This is a genomic window from Nocardioides sp. Iso805N, assembly GCF_000364605.1.
Taxonomy (GTDB): Bacteria; Actinomycetota; Actinomycetes; order Propionibacteriales; family Nocardioidaceae; genus Nocardioides.
Genome location: NZ_KB822588.1, coordinates 42,422 through 63,197 on the forward strand (window position 1 = coordinate 42,422; position 20,776 = coordinate 63,197).

A 20,776-nucleotide genomic window follows, 5' to 3' on the forward strand; every position below is an offset into this window, starting at 1 on the left:
TCGGCGCGAGCGAAACTGACGTCTCACGCAGCGAGACGCGTGTCCACGAATTGAGATTGAAGGGCTTCGCGACTCGCGGCTGTCGCGCCCCGACCGACGGTGTTGTCAGTCTCCGTATGCTGCCGCAATGACCAAGCGCGCCCTCATCACCGGGATCACCGGGCAGGACGGTTCCTACCTCGCCGAGCTGCTGCTCGCGAAGGGCTATGAGGTGCACGGGCTGGTACGACGCAGCTCCAGCTTCAACCGCGGCCGGATCGACCCGATCTACCTGCACGCCGACAACACCGGCCGGTTGAACCTGCACTACGGCGACCTCACCGACTCCACCAGCCTGACCAACCTGGTGCGCACCGCGCAGCCCCATGAGGTCTACAACCTGGCAGCGCAGTCGCACGTGGCGGTCAGCTTCGAGATGCCGGAGTACACCGCGAGCGCCGACGCCATCGGGACGATCCGAATGCTCGAGGCGGTCCGCCAGCACGCCCCCGAGGCCCGGTTCTACCAGGCGTCGACGTCGGAGATGTTCGGGCTCACCGCGCCACCGCAGCACGAGGGGACACACTTCCACCCCCGTTCGCCGTACGGCGCCGCCAAGCTGCACGCGCACTGGGCGACCATCAACTACCGCGAGGCCTACGGACTCTTCGCCGTCGCCGGGATCCTCTTCAACCACGAGTCGCCGCGGCGCGGCGAGTCCTTCGTGACCCGAAAGATCACCCGCGCCGTCGCGCGGATCGCGACCTCGCTCGAGCGCGGCGGCACCGCCGAGCCGGTCACGCTCGGCAACCTCGACGCCATCCGCGACTGGGGCTACGCCCAGGAGTACGTCGAGGGCATGTGGCGCATGCTCCAGCAGGACACCCCCGGCGACTTCGTGCTCGCGACCGGGGTCGGCACCACGGTCCGCGACTTCTGCGAGCTGGCCTTCTCCCACGCCGGGCTCGACTGGCGCGATCACGTGGTCATCGACCCACGCTTCGAACGCCCGGCCGAGGTCCCCGAGCTGGTCGGCGATGCCTCGCACGCGGCGAGCGAGCTCGGCTGGAAGGCCACCACCTCCGTCGGCGAGCTGGCTCGGCTGATGGTCGACTCCGACATCGCCGCGCTGCAGCAGTGACGACTGCCTCGTCGCAGCGCCGGCCCCTGGCGCTCGTCACCGGCGCGACCGGCCAGGACGGCATCTACCTCAGCCTGCACCTCGCCGCCACCGGCACCGAAGTGCTGGCGAGCCGTCGCACCGCCACCGCCCGCGACCTCTACCTCGCGCACCCACGGATCACGGTGGTCGACCTCGACGTCACCGACACCGCCGCCTTCGCAGCCTTGCTGCGCGCCCGCCAGATCGACGAGGTCTACCAGCTCGCCGCGGTCTCGTCCGTCGCCCGGTCCTGGGACGACCCACGTGCCACCGTGGCCGTCAACGCCGACGCCGTCGAGGGCATGCTCGCCGCGGTGCGCCACATCCGCCCGCAGGCACGGTTCTTCCAGGCCTCCTCGGTCCAGGCGGGCACCACCAGCCCCTACGCGGCCTCGAAGCTGGCCGCCGAGGGCTGGGTCGCGGACGCACGTGCCCGCGGACTCTTCGCCGTCTCGGGCCGGCTGGCCAACCACGAGTCGCCGCTGCGCCCCGCACACTTCGTCTCCCGGCGGATCGCCCGCGCCGCGGCCTGTGGCGACGTACTGGACATCGGGGATCTCTCCTCCGAGCGCGACTGGGGACACGCTCGCGACCATGTTGCCGCGATGCCGCAGCTGCTGCGGCTCGCCGAACCCCTCGATGCCGACATCTGCACCGGCGTCCGACAGCCACTGCGCGCGCTCGCCGAGGCGGCCTATCGAGCGGCGGGTCGGGAGCCGGGGGCGTACGTCGTCGAGACCGCCACGGTCGCCCGTCCCGCGGACCCGGCCGCGGTCGGCGGCTCAGCCGAGGCGATCACACGGGCCACCGGCTGGCAGGCGCGCACATCGGTCGCGGATCTGATGGCGGAGATGGTCGCCGTCGAAGCACGCCGACTGGCCACGGGCGCCGAGGACGACCCCGGCTATCTCGGCATGCGAGTGTCAGAGTGACCCAGAGGTCACGCTGACACTCACATGCCGAGCGGAAGCGCGCCGAGCACCTGCTCCTTGCGCGGCGCCCCGGCCGCGCGAGCGACCTCGCGCCCGTCCCCGTCCAGGATCAGGGTGGTGGGCGTCCGCACGACGTTCAGCCGACGGACCACCTCCAGGTGGTGCTCCGCGTCGACCTCGACGTGCACGACGCCCGGGACGACTTCGGCCACCTCGCCGAGGATCCGCCGCGTCGCTCGGCACGGCGCACAGAACGCGCTGGAGAACTGCACCAGGGTCGCCCTCTCCCCCGGGACGACGCTCGCGACCGCCTCGCCGAGGCTGGCCCACGTCGAGGGGTCGGTTTCCGCGGGTTGAGCGGTCACATCCTGCTCCGATCCTGCGCCACGGACTGCGTGGGTCCCGTTGAAGCGGCCGTCGGTGAGCAGGCGATAGCCGCCGAACCCGAGCGCGAGTACGACGGCGGCGAGCACGATCCAGAGTCCGACCACGACGGGTGCAACGTCGTACTGCGCCGTCGCGATTCCCCCGAGGATGTGTCGGGCCGGGCATGGGGCGTGCGGGCGGACGCCAACGACGCTCCCCGACAGCGGGAACGGTGGTCTGGACCAGGTCGTGATCCACGAGATGGGGACAGGCCCTGCGATGCATAGACGGGGCCGTCCCTCCGCAGAGGAACGGCCCCGTTTATGGGACTTCAGTGATGGGACTCAGTCAGTCAGCGCCGATCAGCTCGGGAGGTTACCGAGCAGACCGTTGAGCAGGCTGGTCAGCTGGCTGGTGTTGCCGCTGACCAGAGCGCTCACGATCGAGTCGATCGTCGTGTTCAGCTCACTGATCACGTCAGGCAACGCCGGGACGCCCGCCGTCTTCAAGCTGTCAGCCAGAGTGCCGAGGAGCAGGTCGACGAGGCCGGCTGGGTTGCTCGCCAGCGAGCTCGGGTCGAAACTGCTGAAGGTCGCCACAGCGTTCTCGAAGGCCTTCTCGATCGCGGTCGGGTCGAGGCCAGCATCGCTGAGCTGGCCGAACAGCGAGGTCAGCTGGCTCGGGTCGATCGAGGTGGCGCCGCTGGCGATCGCCGCGGAGAGCTGCTTGATCACCCCGGCGAGCTGGTCCGCGCCCGGAACGCCCGAGGCGGCGATCTGGGTGGCGAGGCCGTTGAGGGCGCCGGTCACCTGCGAGGGGTCGAGGACGCCTTGCAGCTGCGTCAGCAGCGAGTCCAGCGCGCTCGCCGTGCCGGTCGCGGCCTGGTTCGAGGCGGTGGTGCAGTTGGTCTGCTGCGCCGCGTAGTACTTGCGCGAGGCCCGGTCAGCGGCGACCTTGTGCTTGAGCTTCTTGACCTTCTTCTTGTCGCGCTTGATGACCGCGTGCGACTTGTGGTGCTTCTTGGCCTTCTTGAGCTTCTTCTTGGCCTTGTGGAGCTTGGCCGTGTCGACGGCGAGCCTGGAGTTCGCCGTGGAGTAGTGCGACGACGCGGTGCTGCACGTGGTGGCGGCGGACGCGCCCTCGAGCCCGACGAACGGGGCAAGAACGCCGATGGTGAGAACGGAGCTGAGGCCGAGAGCGGCGATGCGCATGCCCTTGGTGGCGGGGTTCACGGTCATGGCGGGGACCTTTCGATGATGGAAACCGGCCGAGGCCGATGTCTTCTGCGAAACGTAACGACCGTGTGACCAGGACGACACGGATCATTCATCAGTTCGCCTCAGGTCTAGACCAGAACCGCGTCTCAGCCCCCCGCGAACGGCGGCAGGAACTGCACCGCCTGTCCCGGCCGGACCATCACCTCCGCCGCGTCCTCCGAGGCGGTCGGTCGATCGTCGACGAGGGTCGAGCAGACAGCCAGTACGTCGCCCAGCCTGGTCCCCGGGTGCAGCGCCATCGCCCTGGCCATCACGTCGGCCAGGGTGATGGGCGCCGGCGCGTCGAGGATGTCCTGCGACGTACCTGCTGCGGCGCGGGCTCCAGCCCAGTAATGAACAGTGATGGAGGTTTCAGCCACTGTCGGCTCACCTTTCGCTACGATGTCTCAACGGTTACGCCACCGAGGCTCAGTGTTGCGGCTCGGTGCTCCTCACTCCACCTGGAGGAAATCATGAGCACCCTTCTGCTTCTCACCGGCTCGCTCCAGCCCTCTGCCGAGGTGCTTCCCGGCCTCGCGCTGCTCGGCCATCAGGTCAAGGTGCTGCCGGCCGAGGGTAGCGCTCTGCTCGATGCGCCCGGCGCCGATCTGCTGCTGGTCGACGGCCGCCAGGACCTCGCCCACGCCCGCGACCTGTGCCGCCTGATCCGCGCCACCGGCGCCGAGGTGCCGGTGCTGCTCATCGTCACCGAGGGCGGCCTGGCCGTGGTCGCGCACGACTGGGGCATGGACGACGTCGTCCTGCACACCTGCGGCCCCGCGGAGCTCGAGGCACGCATCCGGCTCGCGATCGGCCGGCTCACCGCCGCGCGCGTCGCGGCCGACCCGGACGCGCACGTGATCCGCTCGGGTGAGGTCGTCGTGGATGACGCGACCTATACCGCGAAGGTGAGCGGGCGACCGCTCGACCTGACGTTCAAGGAGTTCGAGCTGCTGAAGTTCCTGGCTCAGCACCCGGGACGCGTCTTCTCCCGTCAGCAGCTGCTGCAGGAGGTCTGGGGTTACGACTACTTCGGCGGCACGCGCACGGTCGACGTCCACATCCGGCGTCTGCGCGCCAAGCTCGGCCCGGAGAACGAGACCCTCATCGGCACGGTGCGCAACGTCGGCTACCGCTTCGTGGTGCCGGCCAAGGAGAAGGAGCAGGCCGACGACGTCGCCCAGCTCGCCAAGGCCTGAGGAATCAGGCCCACCCTGCTCGGCCTCGGCCCCGGATCGAAGGTCAGCGGGCTCCGTCGCCGGTGAAAACGGCGCGCACGGTGCGGAGCAGCAGCACCGCATCACCCCACACCGACCAGCCGTCGACGTAGGCCAGATCGAGCGTGATCGCCTCCTCCCAGGAGAGCCGAGAGCGCCCGCTGACCTGCCACGGCCCCGTCATGCCTGGCTGCACGAGGAGCCGCCGCCGCTCCCGCTCGTCGTACCTGGCGACCTCCTCGGGCAGCGCGGGACGCGGGCCGACCAGTGACATCTCGCCCCGCACGACGTTCCACAGCTGAGGCAGCTCGTCGAGCGAGGCCTTGCGCAGGAAGCGACCCACCCGGGTCACGCGAGGATCGCGACGCATCTTGAACATCGGCCCGGCGGCCTCGTTGAGGCCGCGCAGCCGCTCGCGCCGGGCCTCCGCGTCGACGGCCATCGACCGGAACTTGTACATCGTGAACCGACGGCCGCCGCGACCCACCCGTGTCTGCGGGAAGACCGCCGGGCCGTCCGAGTCGAGCCGGACGGCCAGCGCCACCAGCAGCATCGGCACGGCGAGGAGCACGAGCAACAGGCTCGCCAGCACGCGGTCCACACCGTTCTTGAGGATCACGTGGGGTCTCGACTGACCGCCCGCGGCGGGGCGAGAGGGCACGAGCAGCACGTCGGACCGATGCGGCGCGAGCGCTCCGCCCCGCACGACGGTTCCGCTGCGCGTGACGATCAGGGCGGCAGGGAGGTTGGTCGGCATCGTTCGTGTCGGCTCGTGCTGGGGCGATGGTCGGGAGGTGCTCAGCGGCGGTGCTCCGGGCGGGGCGATGCTCATCCCGCCACCCTCCTGGCGGGTGCCGGCGCCGTTGGTCGCCCGACCTGCTCGCACCAGCCGGACCATGCCGATCGGACCATGTCTTCGAGCGAGCGTTCGGCACGCCAGTCCATGGCGGCGCGGATGCGGCTCACGTCGGCGACGACGCTTGCTGGATCACCGGCGCGACGATCGACGACGACCGGCTCGATCAGCCACCCGGTCACAGCGCCGATGACCTCGACCACCTCGGCCACCGACGCGCCGCGTCCGGTGCCGACGTTGAACACCTCGCCGTGCCGCATCGCTGTGTCGAGGTAGCCGAGGGCCGCCACGTGGGCGGCGGCCAGGTCGCGGACATCGACGAAGTCCCGCACGCAGGTGCCGTCAGAGGTGGGGTAGTCGCCACCGAAGATGCGCGGGGCCTCGCCACGGGCGAGGCCGGCGAACACCATCGGAATGAGATTGGATATCCCCGGGTCGGCGAGTCCGGGGCGGGCCGCCCCGGCCACGTTGAAGTAGCGAAGGTTGACCGCTCGCAATCCCCAGGCGCCGTACGCCGCGCGGTTGAGCCACTCCCCCGCCAGTTTCGTCTGGCCGTAGGGGGAGATCGGCTCTGGGATGGCATCCTCGCCCACCGCCCCCGCCGCGCCCTCGGGACGTGCGGCGACGTCACCGTAGACGGCGGCGGAGGAGGAGAAGACCAGTCGGTGCACGCGTGCCTGAGCCATGGCGTCGTGCAGAGCGAGCAGCCCGTCGACGTTCTGCCGGTAGTACCAAGCCGGGCGCCGTACCGACTCGGCCACCTGCTTGTGGGCGGCCAGATGCACGACGGCCTCGATGCGATAGATCCGCATGATGCTCAGCAGCGCCGTGGCCGCGCCGGGGGCAGCAAGGTCGACCTCCATGAGAGGTACGTCGGCAGGCAGCCGCTCGGGCCGCCCGGTGCTCAGATCGTCGACCACGACGACGGGCACGCCCGATCCGACGAGCAGGTCAACGACGTGTGCGCCGATGTAGCCCGCCCCACCAGTCACCATCACCGGGCCGACCCCGGCCGCGAACCGTCCGTTCGTGTGCTTCGTCAATGTCCTGCCCCAGCAGATCCCCCAACCGGTCGAGCGACCGGCCCACGACGTTCGTGGTAGCCAGGAGAGTCCGCTCAGGACGGACCATGACGCCGAAGACGCAGAAATGTGTTGCCGGCGGATTCTGGACTCCGTGTTCAGCCTCCGGAGAGTGGCCGGTAGACGCGCACGTAGTCGACCAGCAGCTTGGCGGGAAGTGCTGTCAGCTGGTTGTCGGCGGGGTCGGCGTAGCCCCAGTAGCTCTGGCCGACCTGGAGGTTGAGCCGGATGTCGGCCGGCCCGGCAAGCGACGTCGACATCCACGGTGCCTGTGAGCGGGAGACGACCCCTACCACGTGGTGGTCGAAGCTGAAGACCAGGCAATCCGGCGACCAGTCCACGGCGTAGAGGTGGAAGCCGTCGGCGACTGGCGGGGCGCCGGGGTCGGTTCCCCATCCCGAGAGGTGCTGACTGCCTGGCGGCGAGGCGGTGTTCTGGTGCACCGTCCATTGGTAGGAACCGGAGCGATAGCCCGGCCGGACCGTCGGCTCACCCCAGGCCTCGACGACGTCGACCTCTCCGGGGGTGTCCACCCCGCGAAGCCAGAAGGCCGGCCACAGGCCCCGCGAGTGACCTACCTGCGTCGGCAGCTTCGCGCGGATCTCCCAGCGCCCGTACTGCCGGGCGTAACGGCCGATCGTGTCGAGGTAGCCGGTGGTGAAAGGCCGGCCGGCGGTGTCCTGCCGACGCGCCTCGATGGTGAGCAGGCCTCCCCCGACCGAGACGTTGGCGGCCTGGATCCGGGCCTGGTCGTAGGACAGCGACTCACCGTCGTGCACGCGCCAATGGGTCGGATCGACCTTGGTGCCATCGAAGTCATCGGACCAGTCCAACACGCCCTGCGTGGGCTGTGAGTAGTCCAGCGGTTGGCAGGGGCTCGCGGGCCCGCTGGCTGGTGACGACCCGGCCGGCGGACGGGACGCGCTCGGCGAGGCGGCCTGCGTCGCGGCGTGGTCCGCGGGAACGGAGGTTGTCGACACCGTGGTTCGGACGGTGTCGATCTGGATCCGGGCGGAGGCGCGGTGCCGGCCGGCCTTCACGTGGGCTTGCACCACGGGCGCGCCGTCCCGGTAGGTGACGGTGACGGTCTGCCAGGCCGGCGACAGCTGTCTGCCGGTCCGGGCCAGCACCGACCGCCCGGTCCGGGCCTGGGTGACCAACGTGACCACGACGGGCTGAGGTCGCTGACGCACCGACCGCATCCGAAGGGTCACGACCACCGGCTCACCCGGACCTCCGTGCACCAGCGGCCCCCATGCGCTCGCGGGGCCGTGGCCCACGCGACGGACCACCTCCAGCACGCCATCGCCATGGTCGACGCGGCGTACCTTCGAACCGGTTCCAGCGCTCCAGCCGTCCACGCCGCGCCGGAAGCGCGCCGTGGTGACCGTCGGAGCAAGACCCTCGCCTGCCGCTCGAACCGACGAGCCGGCGGGTCGGTCCAACAGGCCGGCCGACGCCGTAGCTGCCGCGCACTGTCCGATCACGACAGCAACGACCGCCCACGCGGCCGGTCTCACGGCGGCTCTCATCAGCGCGCGCATCACCACGTCCCCCCGAGAAGAAGCTGCTGATCCTGTGGCCAGGAGCGCCATGCCGCGCACCCCGCGCGCTTGACCCTCCCGAGATCGAATCGATCCGTCAAGTGGCGTCATAACCCACCGAGCGGCTGCTCCACCAAGGAGAAGGGCCGACTTCCCGAGGAGTATCACGTGCATCCCGAGGCACCCGCGACTGTTTCGCTGCAGCTTGACAAGGCAGCTGCTGCCTTGCGGCGACGGTGGCCGACCGCGCTGCTCGCGCTGGTGATCTGGTTCGGCATCGGCATGGTCGCGTGCTCACTCGCGCCGACCAGCCGCACCGCCACCGCGGCCGTCACCGTCGAATCCTTCGCCGCTGCTTCGCCGACGACCGGCACACCGCCGGCGCCGGACATGCCGACGGAGCAGCAGAACGTGACCAGCACCGCCGTACTCGACCAAGCGGGTCGTGCGCTGAGAGTGTCGGCCAGCGCTGTCGACGGTGCGCTCACCGTGGCGAATCCCGCCCAATCGCGCGTGCTCACGGTCTCCTACACCGCCGCTTCCGCTGCCCAGGCAGCGCAGGGCGCGAACACTGTCGCGACGACCTATCTGACCGTACGACGGACCGCGGCACTGGCCCAGGCACACGCCCAGACCGCCGTGTTGCAGGCGCAGATCAGTCTGCTGCGCCGGGACCTCCCGAGGCCGCGCAAGGCGCCCGGCGCCCTCGAGAACGCTGACGGTCAGCAACTCGCCAACCTCGAGGCCCAGGTCACCGATCTCGCCCTGGTCGATGACGCCAGCGGCGGCCACGTCACCCGTCAGGCAACCCCCGCGTCGGCTACGTCGGGGCCGTCCCTCGTGATCTATCTGGCCGGTGCGCTGGTGCTCGGCCTGGCCAGCGCCGTCGCCGTCGCGCTGCTGCGCGACAGGATGTCTCGCCGGGCCAGCGACCCACAACTGCTCAGCTCCCGTATCGGCGCCCCCGTGGTCGTCGCGAACCGTCACACCTCCGCCAACGACGTTCTCCGCACGCTCGCGCTGCGGCTCGACCTGGATGCCCGGACCGCAACGCGGACCATCGCCGTTGCAGGCACTCCCACACCGGCACTCGCGCACCTGCTGGCCGAGCGAATGGGGCATCAGGGTCTCCGCACGCGACTGGTGCAAGCCAGTGATGTCAGCCCTCTGGGTGTGGACCGCGGCTGGCCGACCGCGAAGGTCGGCCGCGTCCTCATCGTCGACCTGGGCAGCGACATCGACGATCCGGTCGCGGCGACGGTTGCCAGCCGTTGCGACCTCGTCATCCTGGTGGTGACCACCAAGGCTCCCCTGGCCCACACCGACGCCTTCCTCGCACTTCTACGGGCCGCCGGCCGCCAGGTGACAGGCGCCGTGCTCCTGGACCGGCAGCACCCGCTCTGCACCGCTGCCGAGGACGGCGCCATGACGACGTCGCCCGCAGGGTCGAGCAACCCGCCGGCGGACGACGCCCTCGAGCAGGAGGGCGCCTGAGGTGAAGGTGCTCCTCGTCGCCTCGACCGGCGGCCATCTCGCCCAACTGGTCGCGCTGCGTGAGGTCTGGGCGGACCATGACCGGCACTGGGTCACGTTCGACAAGGCCGACGCCCGCGGCGCGCTCGAGGGCGAGCGCCGGACCTGGGCACACCACCCGACGACCCGCAACGTCCCCAACGCTCTTCGCAACCTGGCACTCGCCTGGCGGATCCTGCTTCGCGAACGGCCGGACGTGGTCGTGTCCACCGGAGCAGGGGTGGCCTTCCCCTTCTTCGTGACCGCACGGCTCCTCCGCATCCGCACCCTTTACCTCGAGGTCTTCGACAGGATCGAGCATCCCACCCTGACCGGGCGGATGTGCTATCCGCTCGCCGACGCCTTCGCGCTGCAGTGGCCGGAGCAAAGGCGTAGCTATCGCCGCGGCGTCGTGGTCGGGAGAACGATGTGACAGCCCCCGGGCACACCTTCACGGTCCTCGCCACCTTCGGCACCGACCATCACAGGTTCGACAGGCTGTCGCGCTGGTTGGCGAGCTGGCTGGCAGCACACCCCGACGTACGGTGCCTCGTCCAGACGGGATACTCCGGGACGACCGCGGGAGCCGAGTCGATCGGCATCGTCTCGCGAGCCGAGCTGCTCAGCCGCATGGAGGACGCCGACGTCGTACTCGGCCAGGGAGGTCCCGGCACGGTGCTCGACGCCGCCGTCGTCGGGCGAATACCCGTCGTGGTGCCACGCCTGGCCCGGTACGGCGAGGTAGTGGATGACCACCAGGTCGCGTTCTGCCGCCGCATGGCCGCCGACGGTCGCGCCTTGCTCGCCGAGAGCGAGACGCAGCTGCACCGGCTCCTTGATGCGGCGCTCGCCGACCCGGCCACTGTCCGCACCGACGCGGGGTCACCGCCGATCCACGACACGGTCGACCGGGTCGCCCGCCTGCTGCGCGAGACCGCCAGCCGGCCGGTCGGCTTCGTCAGCCTCGCCCGACTCCGCGAGATCGTGCAGTCGCGACGGTCGGGCACTGGCGCCCCGGTGGAGCAGCCCCGAGGGGCACCTGCCAGTCCTGGTCAGTCCACCGAGACGATCATCGCGTGCGAAGAGGTGACGCCGCCGCCGGTCACGGTCAACCGGAGGAGGTAGCGTCCCGGTGCGTCGTAGTGGTGCCAGACCCGCCGGCCTTGTCCGGTCGAGCCATCGCCGAAGCTCCAGGAACAGATCGTCGTCCTCTCACCGCCCTGGCCGCACGGCGTGTGCGCCACGGCGATGATGCGCGACCCACGCTGCCTGATCCCGACGTCTGGGCTCGGCATGTGGGAGGGCTCGCTGACCGGGACCGATCTGGTCACCGTGCGCGCACCCGGGAGACCACGGACCGTCAAGCTCACCGTGTAGGTGCCGTTCGATGCGTAGGTGTGTGAGGACCGCGCACCGGACGCGGTGGCACCGTCACCGAACTGCCAGGAGTAGGCGTAGTGGCCGATGTCGCCGTCGGCATGCGCGACCACTGTCACCGACAGCCCAGACGGGTCTGCCTCGAAGCTCGCCGAGATCGGCACGTCGGCTGGCGCCGTGGTCCCCTGAGAGGGGGTCGGGGAGGGAGGCGCCGGGTCGGTTGCGGTGTGGCCATCGGTCTCCGGGTCCGGGTGCGGACGCGGCGGATGGCTGCTCGACGTGTCGGTGCTTTGTCCCGTCGTATCCATCGGCTCGACCTGGCGCCGGACAGGCGAGGAACTCGCGGGCGGCGAGGTGGTCATCGACGTTGCGGGCAGCCGCGGCGCCGTGGTCGGACTTGGCCGCACCGAGGGCCCGGTGGCAGCGGCCGCGCCTCCGGCTTCGGCCCACGGCGTGCCGCCGAGGTGGTCGGTCGTCGGCGCGCCGCGGCCGGGGGCCGCGACGTGGCTGGTGCCGTAGCCGGGTTCGGCATAGACGGCCCACCCGGTCCCCGCGATCACGCCGGTGGCCAGCGACCCAGCCACGCCCACCGCGAGCTTGTGCAGCAGGACACTCCGGACGGGTCCGTGGTGGATCCAGTGCCGCGTCAGCTCCACCGGACGGTGCAGCACCGTCAGGGTGCTCGCCGGCACACTCTGCAGGTACGAGCCGGCCGCGCCAGCACCGAGGATCACCGGAGCGATGAAAGCGCACAGCCGAGAGCTCATCTCGGAGATCTCGGCGTAGGCAGCCGAGCAGGAGGCGCAGCCCGCCAGGTGGCGCCGTACCTTCTGCGTGTCGCGCCGCCCCAGCTTCCGGCGCGCGAGCGCGGGCAGCTGGTCGAGGATGGCAGCGTGCGCGGCATCGCGGGCATGGGCGACGTGCTCGAGCAGGTAGGCCTGCCGAAGCGCCTCCCTTGCCCGGTAGGCCAGGGCTGAGACCGCGTTCGGCTTCATGCCGAGAAGCTCGGCCACCTGCGCCGGCCGCTGCCCCTCGACCTCGAGGTGCCACAAGATCATCTGCCAACGCTCCGGCAGGGCACCGAACGCACGCGCCGCGGCGGCGTTGTCGAAGGATGCCAACACGCGGTCGGGGTCTTCGATCGGCTGGTCCAGCACCATGGGATCGTCGGTCGGCACGGTGACTTTCTCCGCGCGGTGCTGGCGGAAATGGGCATGCCTGAGCGTCGTGAGCAGGTAGGCGCGAAACGACACATCGGGGCCCTTCCCCTGCCGCAGCTGGTTCAGTACGCGTTCGAATGCCTCCGCGACCAGGTCATCCGCATCGCTGGGAGTACGCGCCAACTGGCGCGCCAGCCGCCACGCTGCCTCGCGATGGCGGTTGAACAGCGACGAGTACGCCGCGGAGTCGCCGCCACGGGTCGCCTCGATCAGATCCGGGTCCGGGACCCACGGCGTGCTGGATCCCATCGGCCTCGCTGTCACAGATCTCCTCCTGTCCGAGAAGCCAGCCCTTGCAGGTCCTCGGTCGTCATGTCGAGGCCGTCCCCGCGACCACGATCCTGCTGTCCAGCACCGCTCCGAGCACGCAGAGCCATGAGGGCGCCGGCGCCGCCGACGAGCGTCACCGTCAGCGCAGCACCGATGGGCGCCGCGACCGAGCCGCCCCCGTGGCCGAACGGCCCGGTGCCGAGCGCGTCGACGAGCACGCAGATTCCTGCCGTAGCCACGGCGACAGCTGCACCGGCGACGTACGCCGTGCGCAGACCGAGCCGCAAGCGCAGTCCGGTCAGGATCTGCAGCCACGCCAGCCCCGCGTCGAGCACGAGCACCACCGCCCACCCGGCGGCCGCGCCGACGATGCCGAAGCGCGGCACCAGCACCAGATCGAGGCCGACATTGACGACCAGACAGGCCGTCTTGTTGCCGACCTGGGCACCACTGCGCCCGCCCATCAACAAGATGCTCTGCACGCCGCCCGCCGCATAGGCGAGGGCCAGGCCGACGCACAGGATCCGCAGGGCGGTGGCGCCCTCGGCGAACCCCGGGCCGAACAGACCCAGCAGCGCGGGGGCGAAGTAGGCGGCGATGGTGAAGAACGGCCACGAGAGCAGGGTCGTGCCGAGAGCCACGTCGCGATGCAGCCGTCGTACGGCTCCCAGACGCCCCTCGGTGAGCGCCGCGCTGATGACCGGGCCGATGGCGATGCGGGAAGCCTGCTGGATCAGCTCAGCCGAGCGCGCCGCCCGGGTGACCACCGCATAGACGCCCGCATCCGCCGCCGAGCACAGCGCCGCGACGATCAGGACGTCGACCCACTCCAGACAGATCTCGACCGCAGCCCCCACGCCCCGGGGCGCGCTGAAGGCCCAGAACCGGCGCCACTCCGACTCCACCGGCAGGACGGGCGCGCTCGGGACACGATGCCTGCGCTCCGCACGCACCAGGAGCAGGGCGGCGGCCAGCAACGCCGCCGGAAGCGGCGCCAGCCAGGCGAGCGCGGCCGAACGCCACGACGAAGCACCGATCATCACGCATGCGCCCACCAGCGCCAGGCGGGCCAACGGCAGACCAACGTTCTGGACGAGCGTGACCGAGAGCGCCGAGCTCATCGCCCGGACCGCGCCGAGCAAGACCGCCATCAGCGCTGCCAGGCCCGAGCCGAGCAGCACGATCACCACCCAGCCACGCCCGCCGCCGGTCAGGCCGCCCAGCTCGGGCGCCACCAGCGCTCCTGCCACGATGACCAGCAGGCTGGCCGCGACGACCGGCAGCACGGCGATCCCGACCAGGCCGCGCACCCGGTCGTCACGGCCCTGGGCGAGTGCCGCCGAGACATGCCGGACCAACCCGGTGTCTGCGCCGAGCTCGAGGACGTTGGAGGCGATCGCCACCACGGCCATGGTCTGGAAGAACGGTCCGGCGCCGGCCGCACCCAGTGCACGCCCGACCAGGGTCGCGAGGAGCAGGTTCGACGCCGCTCCGATGACGCCACCGACGAGGCCGACTCCAGCGGCGCGGGCCACCAGAGTGCGCGACTCGCTCATGCCGCCACCCCGGCGGGTCGGTCGGATGACGGGGCCGGCGTCATCGCCCGGTCGGCCCGCTCACGCAGCAGCACGGCGGCCAGAGCTCCGATGGTGAGCAGCTGCATCACGTCGAGGCCGTAGAAGCCAACGATCGCCACCGCCCCGACCAGGCTGGCGTGCATCAGCAACGCGACATCGTCGACAACGCGCCAGGTGCGCAGCACAGACCCTGCGAGGAAGACCGCGAACAGCAGCAGTCCGACCAGGCCGTAGGAGAACATCACCGTCCACACGTAGCCCTGCGTCCCCACCGAGACCTCGTGGTAGAGCGACGGGCGCGGCGCCCCCCAGCCGAAGAAGGGCGACTGCAAGGTGCGCCGCCAGGTCTCGGCGTAGAGCGAGGCCCGGCCCTCGGTCGAGTTGGAGTACTGCAGGCGGTCGGTGATGCGGGCCGCAGCTCCCAGCCGCACGGCCAGCACCGCCAGGACGGCGCCGGGCACGGCGAGCACCCCCAGCATCCGCACCCGCCCGCGGATCGCGAGCCGGAGTACGACGTACGCCGCGCTGACTCCCAGGCCCAGGAACATCCCCCGGTTCGAGGAGTCGACGGCCGGCACGATGGAGGCCAGCAGCAGACCGGACACCGCCCACCGAACCCACCGGTGGCGGCTGGTCAACAGGGCGGCGACGGCGACGGGGGTGAGCAGCACGATGGCCGCGCCCCAGCTGTTCGCGTACGGGAAGGGTGCCGCCGGCCTGAGGATCGGCGTGGGCGCGCCCCAAGGCGTCTGGATCTCCGACATCCTCGGCACGAACATGTCGTGCACCAGCTGGTTGCCGAGCAGCCCATGGGGCACGAGATAACCGAGCAGTGTCGTGAAGGTGAGCTCCGGCGCGAGCACGGCCAGCCACCCGCCGACGACCACGGTGACCCAGACCACCGTCAACCCGGTGATCACTCGTGCGCGGGTGACCTGTTCGGAGGCGTTGGTGACGTAGACGACGACGATCGCGACGGTCGCCAGGGTCATCAGCCGCAGCAACCAGCCAGCCAGGCGTCCACCCGTGTCGATCATCAGACCGCACGGCACGGCCCACGCCACGAAGAGCAGCAGCGGGGCCACCCCGGGCAGGAGTCGGCACCGGCCCAACCGCGCCAGCAGACCCAGCATGACGGCGGCCAACGCGATCGGCGCGAAGGTGGTGAGCCCGAGCGGCCAGGCCAATGGGAAGCCGGCCAGCATCGCGGTGAGCGGCCAGGCCGGGAGGCTCGGATCGGTGGCCCGGTGGTGCGGCGCGGCCGTCGGGCCGGTCATCACCCCGCCGCTGCCACTCGCCGGCTCACAGACCGCGGCCATGTCGCTGCACCTGCTTGAGGAGCCAGCCCGCGCGAACCAGGCCGACGCCCACCAGCACCGCCGCGTAGGCTCGCAACTGCGCCGGATCACGGACGAGCGCGGAGAGAGCCCAGCGAGCGGCATCCCGGCGCCGGCCGCCGGCCGCGTGTGCGAAGGCGATCTGACCGGCCATCCGGGCCCACCCGCGTCGGTCGCTGCGGAACTCGGGAAACTTCTTCAGTACATAGGTCAGGCCGTCACTGACCGCGTCCCACTTGTCGCCGAAGTATGACGTCCGCGCCCAGTCGACCATCAGCAGCGGCTTCGGCACCGACACGATCTCACCGCGCGACGCCAGCCGCAGCAGCAGGTCGTAGTCCTCGCCATAGCACTGCGGAAGCTGCTCGTCGACGAGCCCGACGGCCCCCAACAGGTCCTCTCGGCGCAGCAGCAGGGCGGAGGGATGCAGCCCCAGCACGCGGGAGCGCAGCAGCTGGGCGAAGTCGACACGCGCCGGTGGCATGTGCTCGACGAGTCCCTGCTCGGTCGAGATCACCATGCCGGTGGCGATGGCGACGGCGTCCGGACATGCCCGCCACAGATCGACCTGCTCACGCAGCTTGGTCGGTGCCCAGGAGTCGTCGTCGTCGCAGAAGGCGACCAAGTCGGTGGTTGCGGCGAGGATGCCGGTGTTCCGGGCACCGGCCAGCCCCGGTGTGCGGTCGTTGGCCACCACCCGCAGGGAGCGCCCGTCACGATCCGCGTCCACTGCGACGGGCCGCGGCTCGGTCCGATCGTGCACGACCACGACGTCGACCGCGCCGTCGTAGGTCTGTTGCAGAGCGGCGGAGACCGCCCGGCGCAGCAGCACGGGGCGGTCGACCGTCGCGATGACCACGGTGACCGACGGCCAGCTGGGCGTCGCGGAGTCGTGCGGCGTCGCGGCGCTCGACGCGGTCATCGGGCGCTCACACGCGGTTGCTGTGCCGCCGGCCTCGGGGCCGCCGCGGCGGCGTCCACACCGGCCAGCTCGATGAAGCGACGCCGGAGGGTGGCGGCGAGGAGGAGGAGGTTGGCACCCGCCAGGACGGCGTAGACGACCAGGAAGACGGCAGGGACGGGCAGCAGCAGCAGGCATGCGTTGAGCACCCCGGTGTCGGCGGGCAGCTGGACGAGCCCGCGGCTGGCGCGCGGCGACCGGTCGGGCACCTGCCTGGACCCACCGCCGTCCCGCAGCTGCTCGCCGAGCACCTGGGCGAAGAACCTCGTGGTGGAGACGACCGCGAAGAGGAGCGGCAGCGCCAGCGCCAGCCGGCCCGGGCCGGGCAGATCGGTGGCCCGGTAGAGGGCGACCGCGATGCTGAGGTGGACCGCGCTGTGGCGGGCGCAGTCGAGGACGTGGTCGAGCCACTCCCCGGCCCGGCTGGACCGCCCGGTGAGACGGGCCAGCTGACCGTCCGCGGAGTCCAGTCCGAAGGAGATCACGAGCAGCGCGAAGACGACCAGGACGGTTGGCACCGACATCGGCATCAGGCAGAGCCCGAGCAGCGCCACCGCCCAGAGCGCCCCGCCAGCGATGGAGACCGCGCTCGGACTCAGCCCGAGCATTGCCCCGGCGGCGCCGCCGATGCGGCCGAGTCGTCGATTGACCACGCGGGTGTAGAACGGGACTCCTGCGCCTGGCTTCTGGCGCGCGGCCAGGGCCTGGTAGGCGTCACGAAAGGTCCAGGTCTGTCTCACGGGCTCGCCTGTTCGGTCGGTGCCGGCTGCTCGGTCGGTGACGGAGGTGCCGTCTGCCCGTCGTCGGCGAACTGCGCGCTGAGGGCCAGGTCCATGCTCACGTTCGGCGTCGCCCGGTAGTTGGAGTGCACCTCGACGCTGATCACGTTGCTGCCGGCGACGAGGTCCGAGGAGTCGAGCGAGACGGTGAGAGGGTCGGCCATCGCGGCTGCCGTCTTCGGCGCCGCGGTCGCGTACGTCGAGGGCCCGACCTGGCCGGCAGGGAGGTTCTTGCGGGCCACCTCGTGGCCGTTGAGGTAGACCACGACGCCGTCGTCGGCCCGCGTCGTCAGCCTGAGCACACTCAGCTGGCTGGGATCGTCGACGGTGAAGGACCGCCGGTAGTAGGTCGTGATCTGACGCTGCTGGCCCGGGGGTACATCGACATTCGTCACGATCGACGGATCACCCCAGCCCAGGGGTGCGGCGCCGCTCGGCCACGCTGAGTCGTCGAAGGGGACCGACTGCCATCCCACGGCCGGCGGGGCGCTGGCGTTGACGAGGTAGTGCCAAGCCGACCCTGCCGCGACCAAGTCGACCCGGATCGACGCCACGGCCGTCGTGGGCGACCGATCGCCCTGGCCGTCGGTGGCCCGCACGAAGAAGCGGTCGTCGGGGGCGGAGTCGGCAACCTGGATGCTGGTCTGGGTAGTGGTGGCCACGACACGGCCGCCGCGCAGTACCTCGTACGTCGTACCGGTCGCGCCCGAGCCGGTCCAGGACAGCGTGGCGACCTGGCCCGAGAGCTCGGCGGTCAGTCCGGTCGGCGCCGGCGGGGCGGTGTGCGGTCGTACGGCGAACCGCACGAAGCCGCCTGCCCACTGGCTGCGGCCGTCGGTGGCGATGACACTGGTGAAGCTGCCGCCGGCCCAGAGGGTGCCGTCCGAAGCGACGTCCAGCGCCCACGCGCCGTAGCCGTTGCGTGCCTTCGCGGTCGGGTGGAACGCCGGGAGATAGGTGCCGGTGGCGGCGTCCCACGCGCCGACGTAGTCGATCGCGTTCGCCTGCTGCCACGTCGGATCGGTGTCGCCTGGGGAGAGCGAGTAGCTCTGCTGGCCGGAGAAGGCCCAGTCGCCACAGTGGCAGCCGCCGTAGACGACCTGGTCGTTGTTGTCCGTGATCGCCTGAACATCGCCGCCGGCACGCATGACGTTGAGGCTGATCGGCGCCAGACTGGACGCGTCGTACCCGAACATGGAGTGCTCGCTGCCGCCGACCCAGAACGTGTCGCCGGTGGCGTGGATCGCCTGCTGGTACGGCGAGCTGGCGACCGAGTAGAGCGGGCTGAACGGGATGACCGCGGCTCCCGGAGCCGCCGAGATGATCGCCTCGCGCATCGCCGGGGTGGTGCCGGACTTGGTGAAGTAGCCCGAGACGTAGACCCGACTGCCGTCGCTGCTGGCGTCGATCGACTGAACCTCGCCGTCGAAGGCCGGATTCCAGGTGGGGTCCGGGGTCGCGTCGGCGACGTTGAGCCGGGCCGCCTTGCGCGCATAGACGGCGTAGCGCGAACTGCCGCCGGTGAAGTGGGTGAAGTCGCCGCCGAGGTAGAGCCAGTCCCCCTGGACGTCCATCGTCTGGACCTCGGCATGCTCACTGCTGATGCGGTCCTCAACCTTGATCGGCCAGCTGGTCGCGGTTGCTCCCGTCGTCGGGTCCAGCGCGACCAGAGCGGGCTGGGCGACGCCGTTCACCGTGTCGAACTCACCGCCCACCGCGAGGGTCCCGTTCGGCAGGGCCGCCAGCGCGTTGACCTGGCCGTCGAGCACCGGGCGGAAGCCCGGGAGCCAGTCCCCGGTCGTCGCGTCGAAGGCGGCCAGATAGCTCTGTGGGACCGACTGGGTGGCGGCTCCGGCGGGGGAGCGGTCGGCGTGTTCCTCGACGCGGGCGAAGTTCCCGCCGACGTACATCACGTTGCCGATCTGCGCGAAGGCATGGGCCTCGGTGTGGAGCTCGTCGGTGTTGCCGTCGGCCAGGCCGGCCACCCCCCAGGTGCCGGGCAGAGCCGCAGACTGAGCCAACGGTGGCTGTTCCTCCTGGGGCGCTCCGGAGTCGGGAATGCTCGGGTAGCTGAGCTGGTCTGTGGTCAGCTCGGGCCGCAGCCAGACCTGTGTCATCGGCGTGGCGTAGGCGCCCTCGGTGGCGTAGAGGAACGAGCTCGCATCGGTCGAGCCAGCGATCGCACGGCCGTAGTTGAAGCCCGACACCCAGCCGTTGGCCGCGTCCAGGTAGCTCCACAACCGGTTGATCCCGTCACTCCCGTCTCCATCGATGTTGCGGGTCGTCACACCCTGCAGGACGGTGCTGCTTCGACCTCCGGTGTCGCGGTCGCCACTCGGACCGTAGATCGTGGCGTCGGCCGGCTGGCCCGCACCGAAGGCCCACGACCAACGCGGCATCTTGGTCAGCTTGAGCCGGACGTCCGTCGTGGTGGCGCCTGCACGGTCCGCTGCTCGCACCACGCGTACGCCGTCGACCAGACTCGACGGCGCCGTGCCGTCGAGCAGCCCGTCGATCATCTGGTCGGAGAGCTGGCGCGGCTTGAAGGCCGCCTGGTTCCAGATGTTGGATTGCACCTGGGCGGGCGTGCCCTGGCCGTCGCCGCCATCGAGCCAACCGTCGCGACCGCGACCGATGAGCACCCAGCCGCCGCCATCGGTGGTCATGTCGCAGTAGAACTGCTCCGGTGCGACCAGCGTCGGCGTCACGAGCCAGTAGACGCCATCGGTGGCGTCCGGCACGTTCTGCTTGATCTCCCAGCAGGATGCGGCGGCTCGCTCGGCCGTGCTCCCGTCAGGCACCCAGGTGGTCGCGGCGGGCACCGGGGTGGACGCCCCCTCCGCCCGTGCCTGCGGAGCGACGACAGGTGTGCTGATCGCCACCGCCACGGCTGCGACCGTGGCCGAGATGATCCATCGCCTGCCGCCGCACGTCCGGCTCCCACGGCTCATGACATGTGTCCGTGTCTCGCTCGGTACGTTGGCATCACAGAATGGTGAGGGCCGCGGAGCCGCGCCATGACGCGGAACGGCGGAGAAATCTCGTCCGGAGGGCTCTGCGCGCTCTCCGGACCCGACGAGGGCGGCACCCATCCGCTGCTCAGCCACAGACCGCGCAGCGCGTCGCTCCATCTCCCGACCTCAGCCTCGGTCACGCCGAGATCGGCAGCCACGGCCCGGACCGTGTCTGTCCCGGACAACGCCCGCAGCACGCCACCGATGCGACGCCTCGTGACATGCGGCTCCTCGCAGGGGCTGTTCTCAGCAGAACCCACGTGGATGGGAGCGAGTACCGCGCGAGATATGACGCGCGAATGTGAAAAAGCGGCCCGCGAAGACGCCCCGACGCT

General features: G+C 70.8%; 18 protein-coding genes. 6 read left to right on the top strand and 12 right to left on the bottom strand.

Annotated elements, in window-relative coordinates:
• The first annotated feature begins 127 nt into the window (after positions 1-127).
• Together gmd and H036_RS24660 are read left to right on the top strand one after the other, a co-directional pair.
• A complete protein-coding gene (gmd, locus tag H036_RS0119895) occupies positions 128-1,120 on the top strand; it encodes a GDP-mannose 4,6-dehydratase (RefSeq protein ID WP_017936570.1) in 993 nt (330 codons plus the stop codon).
• Positions 1,117-2,073, top strand: a complete 957-nt coding sequence (locus H036_RS24660) for a GDP-mannose 4,6-dehydratase (RefSeq protein ID WP_017936571.1) — start codon at positions 1,117-1,119, stop codon at positions 2,071-2,073. The genes gmd and H036_RS24660 overlap by 4 nt, the downstream gene beginning before the upstream one ends.
• Positions 2,074-2,093: 20 nt before the next feature.
• On the opposite strand, the gene H036_RS0119905 is transcribed toward H036_RS24660, so the two are convergent.
• The 3 genes from H036_RS0119905 to H036_RS0119915 form a co-directional block, all read right to left on the bottom strand.
• On the bottom strand, positions 2,094-2,564 hold the full coding sequence (locus tag H036_RS0119905; protein ID WP_017936572.1) for a thioredoxin family protein: 471 nt from the start codon (positions 2,562-2,564) through the stop codon (positions 2,094-2,096).
• A gap of 237 nt (positions 2,565-2,801) precedes the next feature.
• Positions 2,802-3,677, bottom strand: a complete 876-nt coding sequence (locus tag H036_RS0119910) for a hypothetical protein (protein WP_017936573.1) — start codon at positions 3,675-3,677, stop codon at positions 2,802-2,804.
• A 125-nt stretch (positions 3,678-3,802) separates the two neighbouring features.
• Positions 3,803-4,075, bottom strand: a complete 273-nt coding sequence (locus H036_RS0119915) for a MoaD/ThiS family protein (protein ID WP_017936574.1) — start codon at positions 4,073-4,075, stop codon at positions 3,803-3,805.
• Between the two features lie 93 nt (positions 4,076-4,168).
• Between H036_RS0119915 and H036_RS0119920 the strand changes: the two genes are divergently transcribed.
• Positions 4,169-4,894 (top strand): response regulator transcription factor, encoded by a 726-nt coding sequence (locus H036_RS0119920; RefSeq protein ID WP_017936575.1) that lies wholly within the window; start codon positions 4,169-4,171, stop codon positions 4,892-4,894.
• 43 nt (positions 4,895-4,937) lie between these two features.
• Here the strand turns inward: H036_RS0119920 and H036_RS23875 are convergent, their stop codons facing one another.
• The 3 genes from H036_RS23875 to H036_RS0119935 all read right to left on the bottom strand — a co-directional run bounded on the left by H036_RS23875 (position 4,938) and on the right by H036_RS0119935 (position 8,370).
• Positions 4,938-5,744: a sugar transferase gene (locus H036_RS23875; protein ID WP_198290036.1), complete on the bottom strand. Its 807-nt coding sequence runs from the start codon at positions 5,742-5,744 to the stop codon at positions 4,938-4,940.
• The gene (gene galE / locus H036_RS0119930; RefSeq protein WP_017936577.1) at positions 5,741-6,811 is read right to left on the bottom strand and encodes a UDP-glucose 4-epimerase GalE; all 1,071 of its coding nucleotides are present in this window, start codon (positions 6,809-6,811) and stop codon (positions 5,741-5,743) included. Before galE ends, H036_RS23875 begins: the two co-directional genes overlap by 4 nt.
• 137 nt (positions 6,812-6,948) lie before the next feature.
• Positions 6,949-8,370 (bottom strand): glycoside hydrolase family 16 protein, encoded by a 1,422-nt coding sequence (locus tag H036_RS0119935; protein ID WP_157417687.1) that lies wholly within the window; start codon positions 8,368-8,370, stop codon positions 6,949-6,951.
• A 192-nt stretch (positions 8,371-8,562) separates the two neighbouring features.
• Here H036_RS0119935 and H036_RS0119940 point away from each other — a divergent pair, with 192 nt between their 5' ends.
• From H036_RS0119940 to H036_RS23880, 3 genes are read left to right on the top strand one after another with little or no spacing between them, the layout of a single operon-like run.
• Positions 8,563-9,888, top strand: a complete 1,326-nt coding sequence (locus tag H036_RS0119940; RefSeq protein ID WP_017936579.1) for a hypothetical protein — start codon at positions 8,563-8,565, stop codon at positions 9,886-9,888.
• A 1-nt stretch (position 9,889) separates the two neighbouring features.
• Complete coding sequence (gene pssD / locus H036_RS0119945) at positions 9,890-10,339, top strand: PssD/Cps14F family polysaccharide biosynthesis glycosyltransferase (protein ID WP_017936580.1); 450 nt, start codon at positions 9,890-9,892, stop codon at positions 10,337-10,339.
• Positions 10,336-11,031, top strand: a complete 696-nt coding sequence (locus H036_RS23880) for a glycosyltransferase (protein ID WP_017936581.1) — start codon at positions 10,336-10,338, stop codon at positions 11,029-11,031. The genes pssD and H036_RS23880 overlap by 4 nt, the downstream gene beginning before the upstream one ends.
• Here H036_RS23880 and H036_RS24665 read toward each other — a convergent pair.
• From H036_RS24665 to H036_RS0119980, 6 genes are read right to left on the bottom strand one after another with little or no spacing between them, the layout of a single operon-like run.
• Positions 10,959-12,767 carry a sigma-70 family RNA polymerase sigma factor gene (locus H036_RS24665; protein WP_157417689.1) on the bottom strand — a complete coding sequence of 603 codons (1,809 nt, stop codon included), beginning with the start codon at positions 12,765-12,767 and terminating at the stop codon, positions 10,959-10,961. The genes H036_RS23880 and H036_RS24665 overlap by 73 nt on opposite strands.
• A complete protein-coding gene (locus tag H036_RS0119960; RefSeq protein ID WP_017936583.1) occupies positions 12,764-14,329 on the bottom strand; it encodes an oligosaccharide flippase family protein in 1,566 nt (521 codons plus the stop codon). Before H036_RS0119960 ends, H036_RS24665 begins: the two co-directional genes overlap by 4 nt.
• A complete protein-coding gene (locus H036_RS23890) occupies positions 14,326-15,669 on the bottom strand; it encodes an O-antigen ligase family protein (RefSeq protein ID WP_017936584.1) in 1,344 nt (447 codons plus the stop codon). The genes H036_RS0119960 and H036_RS23890 overlap by 4 nt, the downstream gene beginning before the upstream one ends.
• Positions 15,653-16,609: a glycosyltransferase family 2 protein gene (locus H036_RS0119970; RefSeq protein ID WP_017936585.1), complete on the bottom strand. Its 957-nt coding sequence runs from the start codon at positions 16,607-16,609 to the stop codon at positions 15,653-15,655. The genes H036_RS23890 and H036_RS0119970 overlap by 17 nt, the downstream gene beginning before the upstream one ends.
• A complete protein-coding gene (locus tag H036_RS23895) occupies positions 16,606-17,388 on the bottom strand; it encodes a CDP-alcohol phosphatidyltransferase family protein (RefSeq protein WP_017936586.1) in 783 nt (260 codons plus the stop codon). Before H036_RS23895 ends, H036_RS0119970 begins: the two co-directional genes overlap by 4 nt.
• Positions 17,385-20,378, bottom strand: coding sequence for a fibrinogen-like YCDxxxxGGGW domain-containing protein (locus H036_RS0119980; RefSeq protein ID WP_026146197.1), 2,994 nt, complete (start codon positions 20,376-20,378; stop codon positions 17,385-17,387). The genes H036_RS23895 and H036_RS0119980 overlap by 4 nt, the downstream gene beginning before the upstream one ends.
• Between the last annotated feature and the right edge of the window lie 398 nt (positions 20,379-20,776).

Coding starts and splice junctions, on each gene's coding strand:
- H036_RS23890 (WP_017936584.1), bottom strand. CDS start 15,669: ATGGCCGCGGTCTGTGAGCCGGCGAGTGGCAGCGGCGGGGTGATGACC.
- H036_RS0119970 (WP_017936585.1), bottom strand. CDS start 16,609: ATGACCGCGTCGAGCGCCGCGACGCCGCACGACTCCGCGACGCCCAGC.
- gmd (WP_017936570.1), top strand. CDS start 128: ATGACCAAGCGCGCCCTCATCACCGGGATCACCGGGCAGGACGGTTCC.
- H036_RS0119980 (WP_026146197.1), bottom strand. CDS start 20,378: ATGAGCCGTGGGAGCCGGACGTGCGGCGGCAGGCGATGGATCATCTCG.
- H036_RS0119910 (WP_017936573.1), bottom strand. CDS start 3,677: ATGACCGTGAACCCCGCCACCAAGGGCATGCGCATCGCCGCTCTCGGC.
- H036_RS23875 (WP_198290036.1), bottom strand. CDS start 5,744: ATGAGCATCGCCCCGCCCGGAGCACCGCCGCTGAGCACCTCCCGACCA.
- H036_RS0119960 (WP_017936583.1), bottom strand. CDS start 14,329: ATGAGCGAGTCGCGCACTCTGGTGGCCCGCGCCGCTGGAGTCGGCCTC.
- H036_RS0119920 (WP_017936575.1), top strand. CDS start 4,169: ATGAGCACCCTTCTGCTTCTCACCGGCTCGCTCCAGCCCTCTGCCGAG.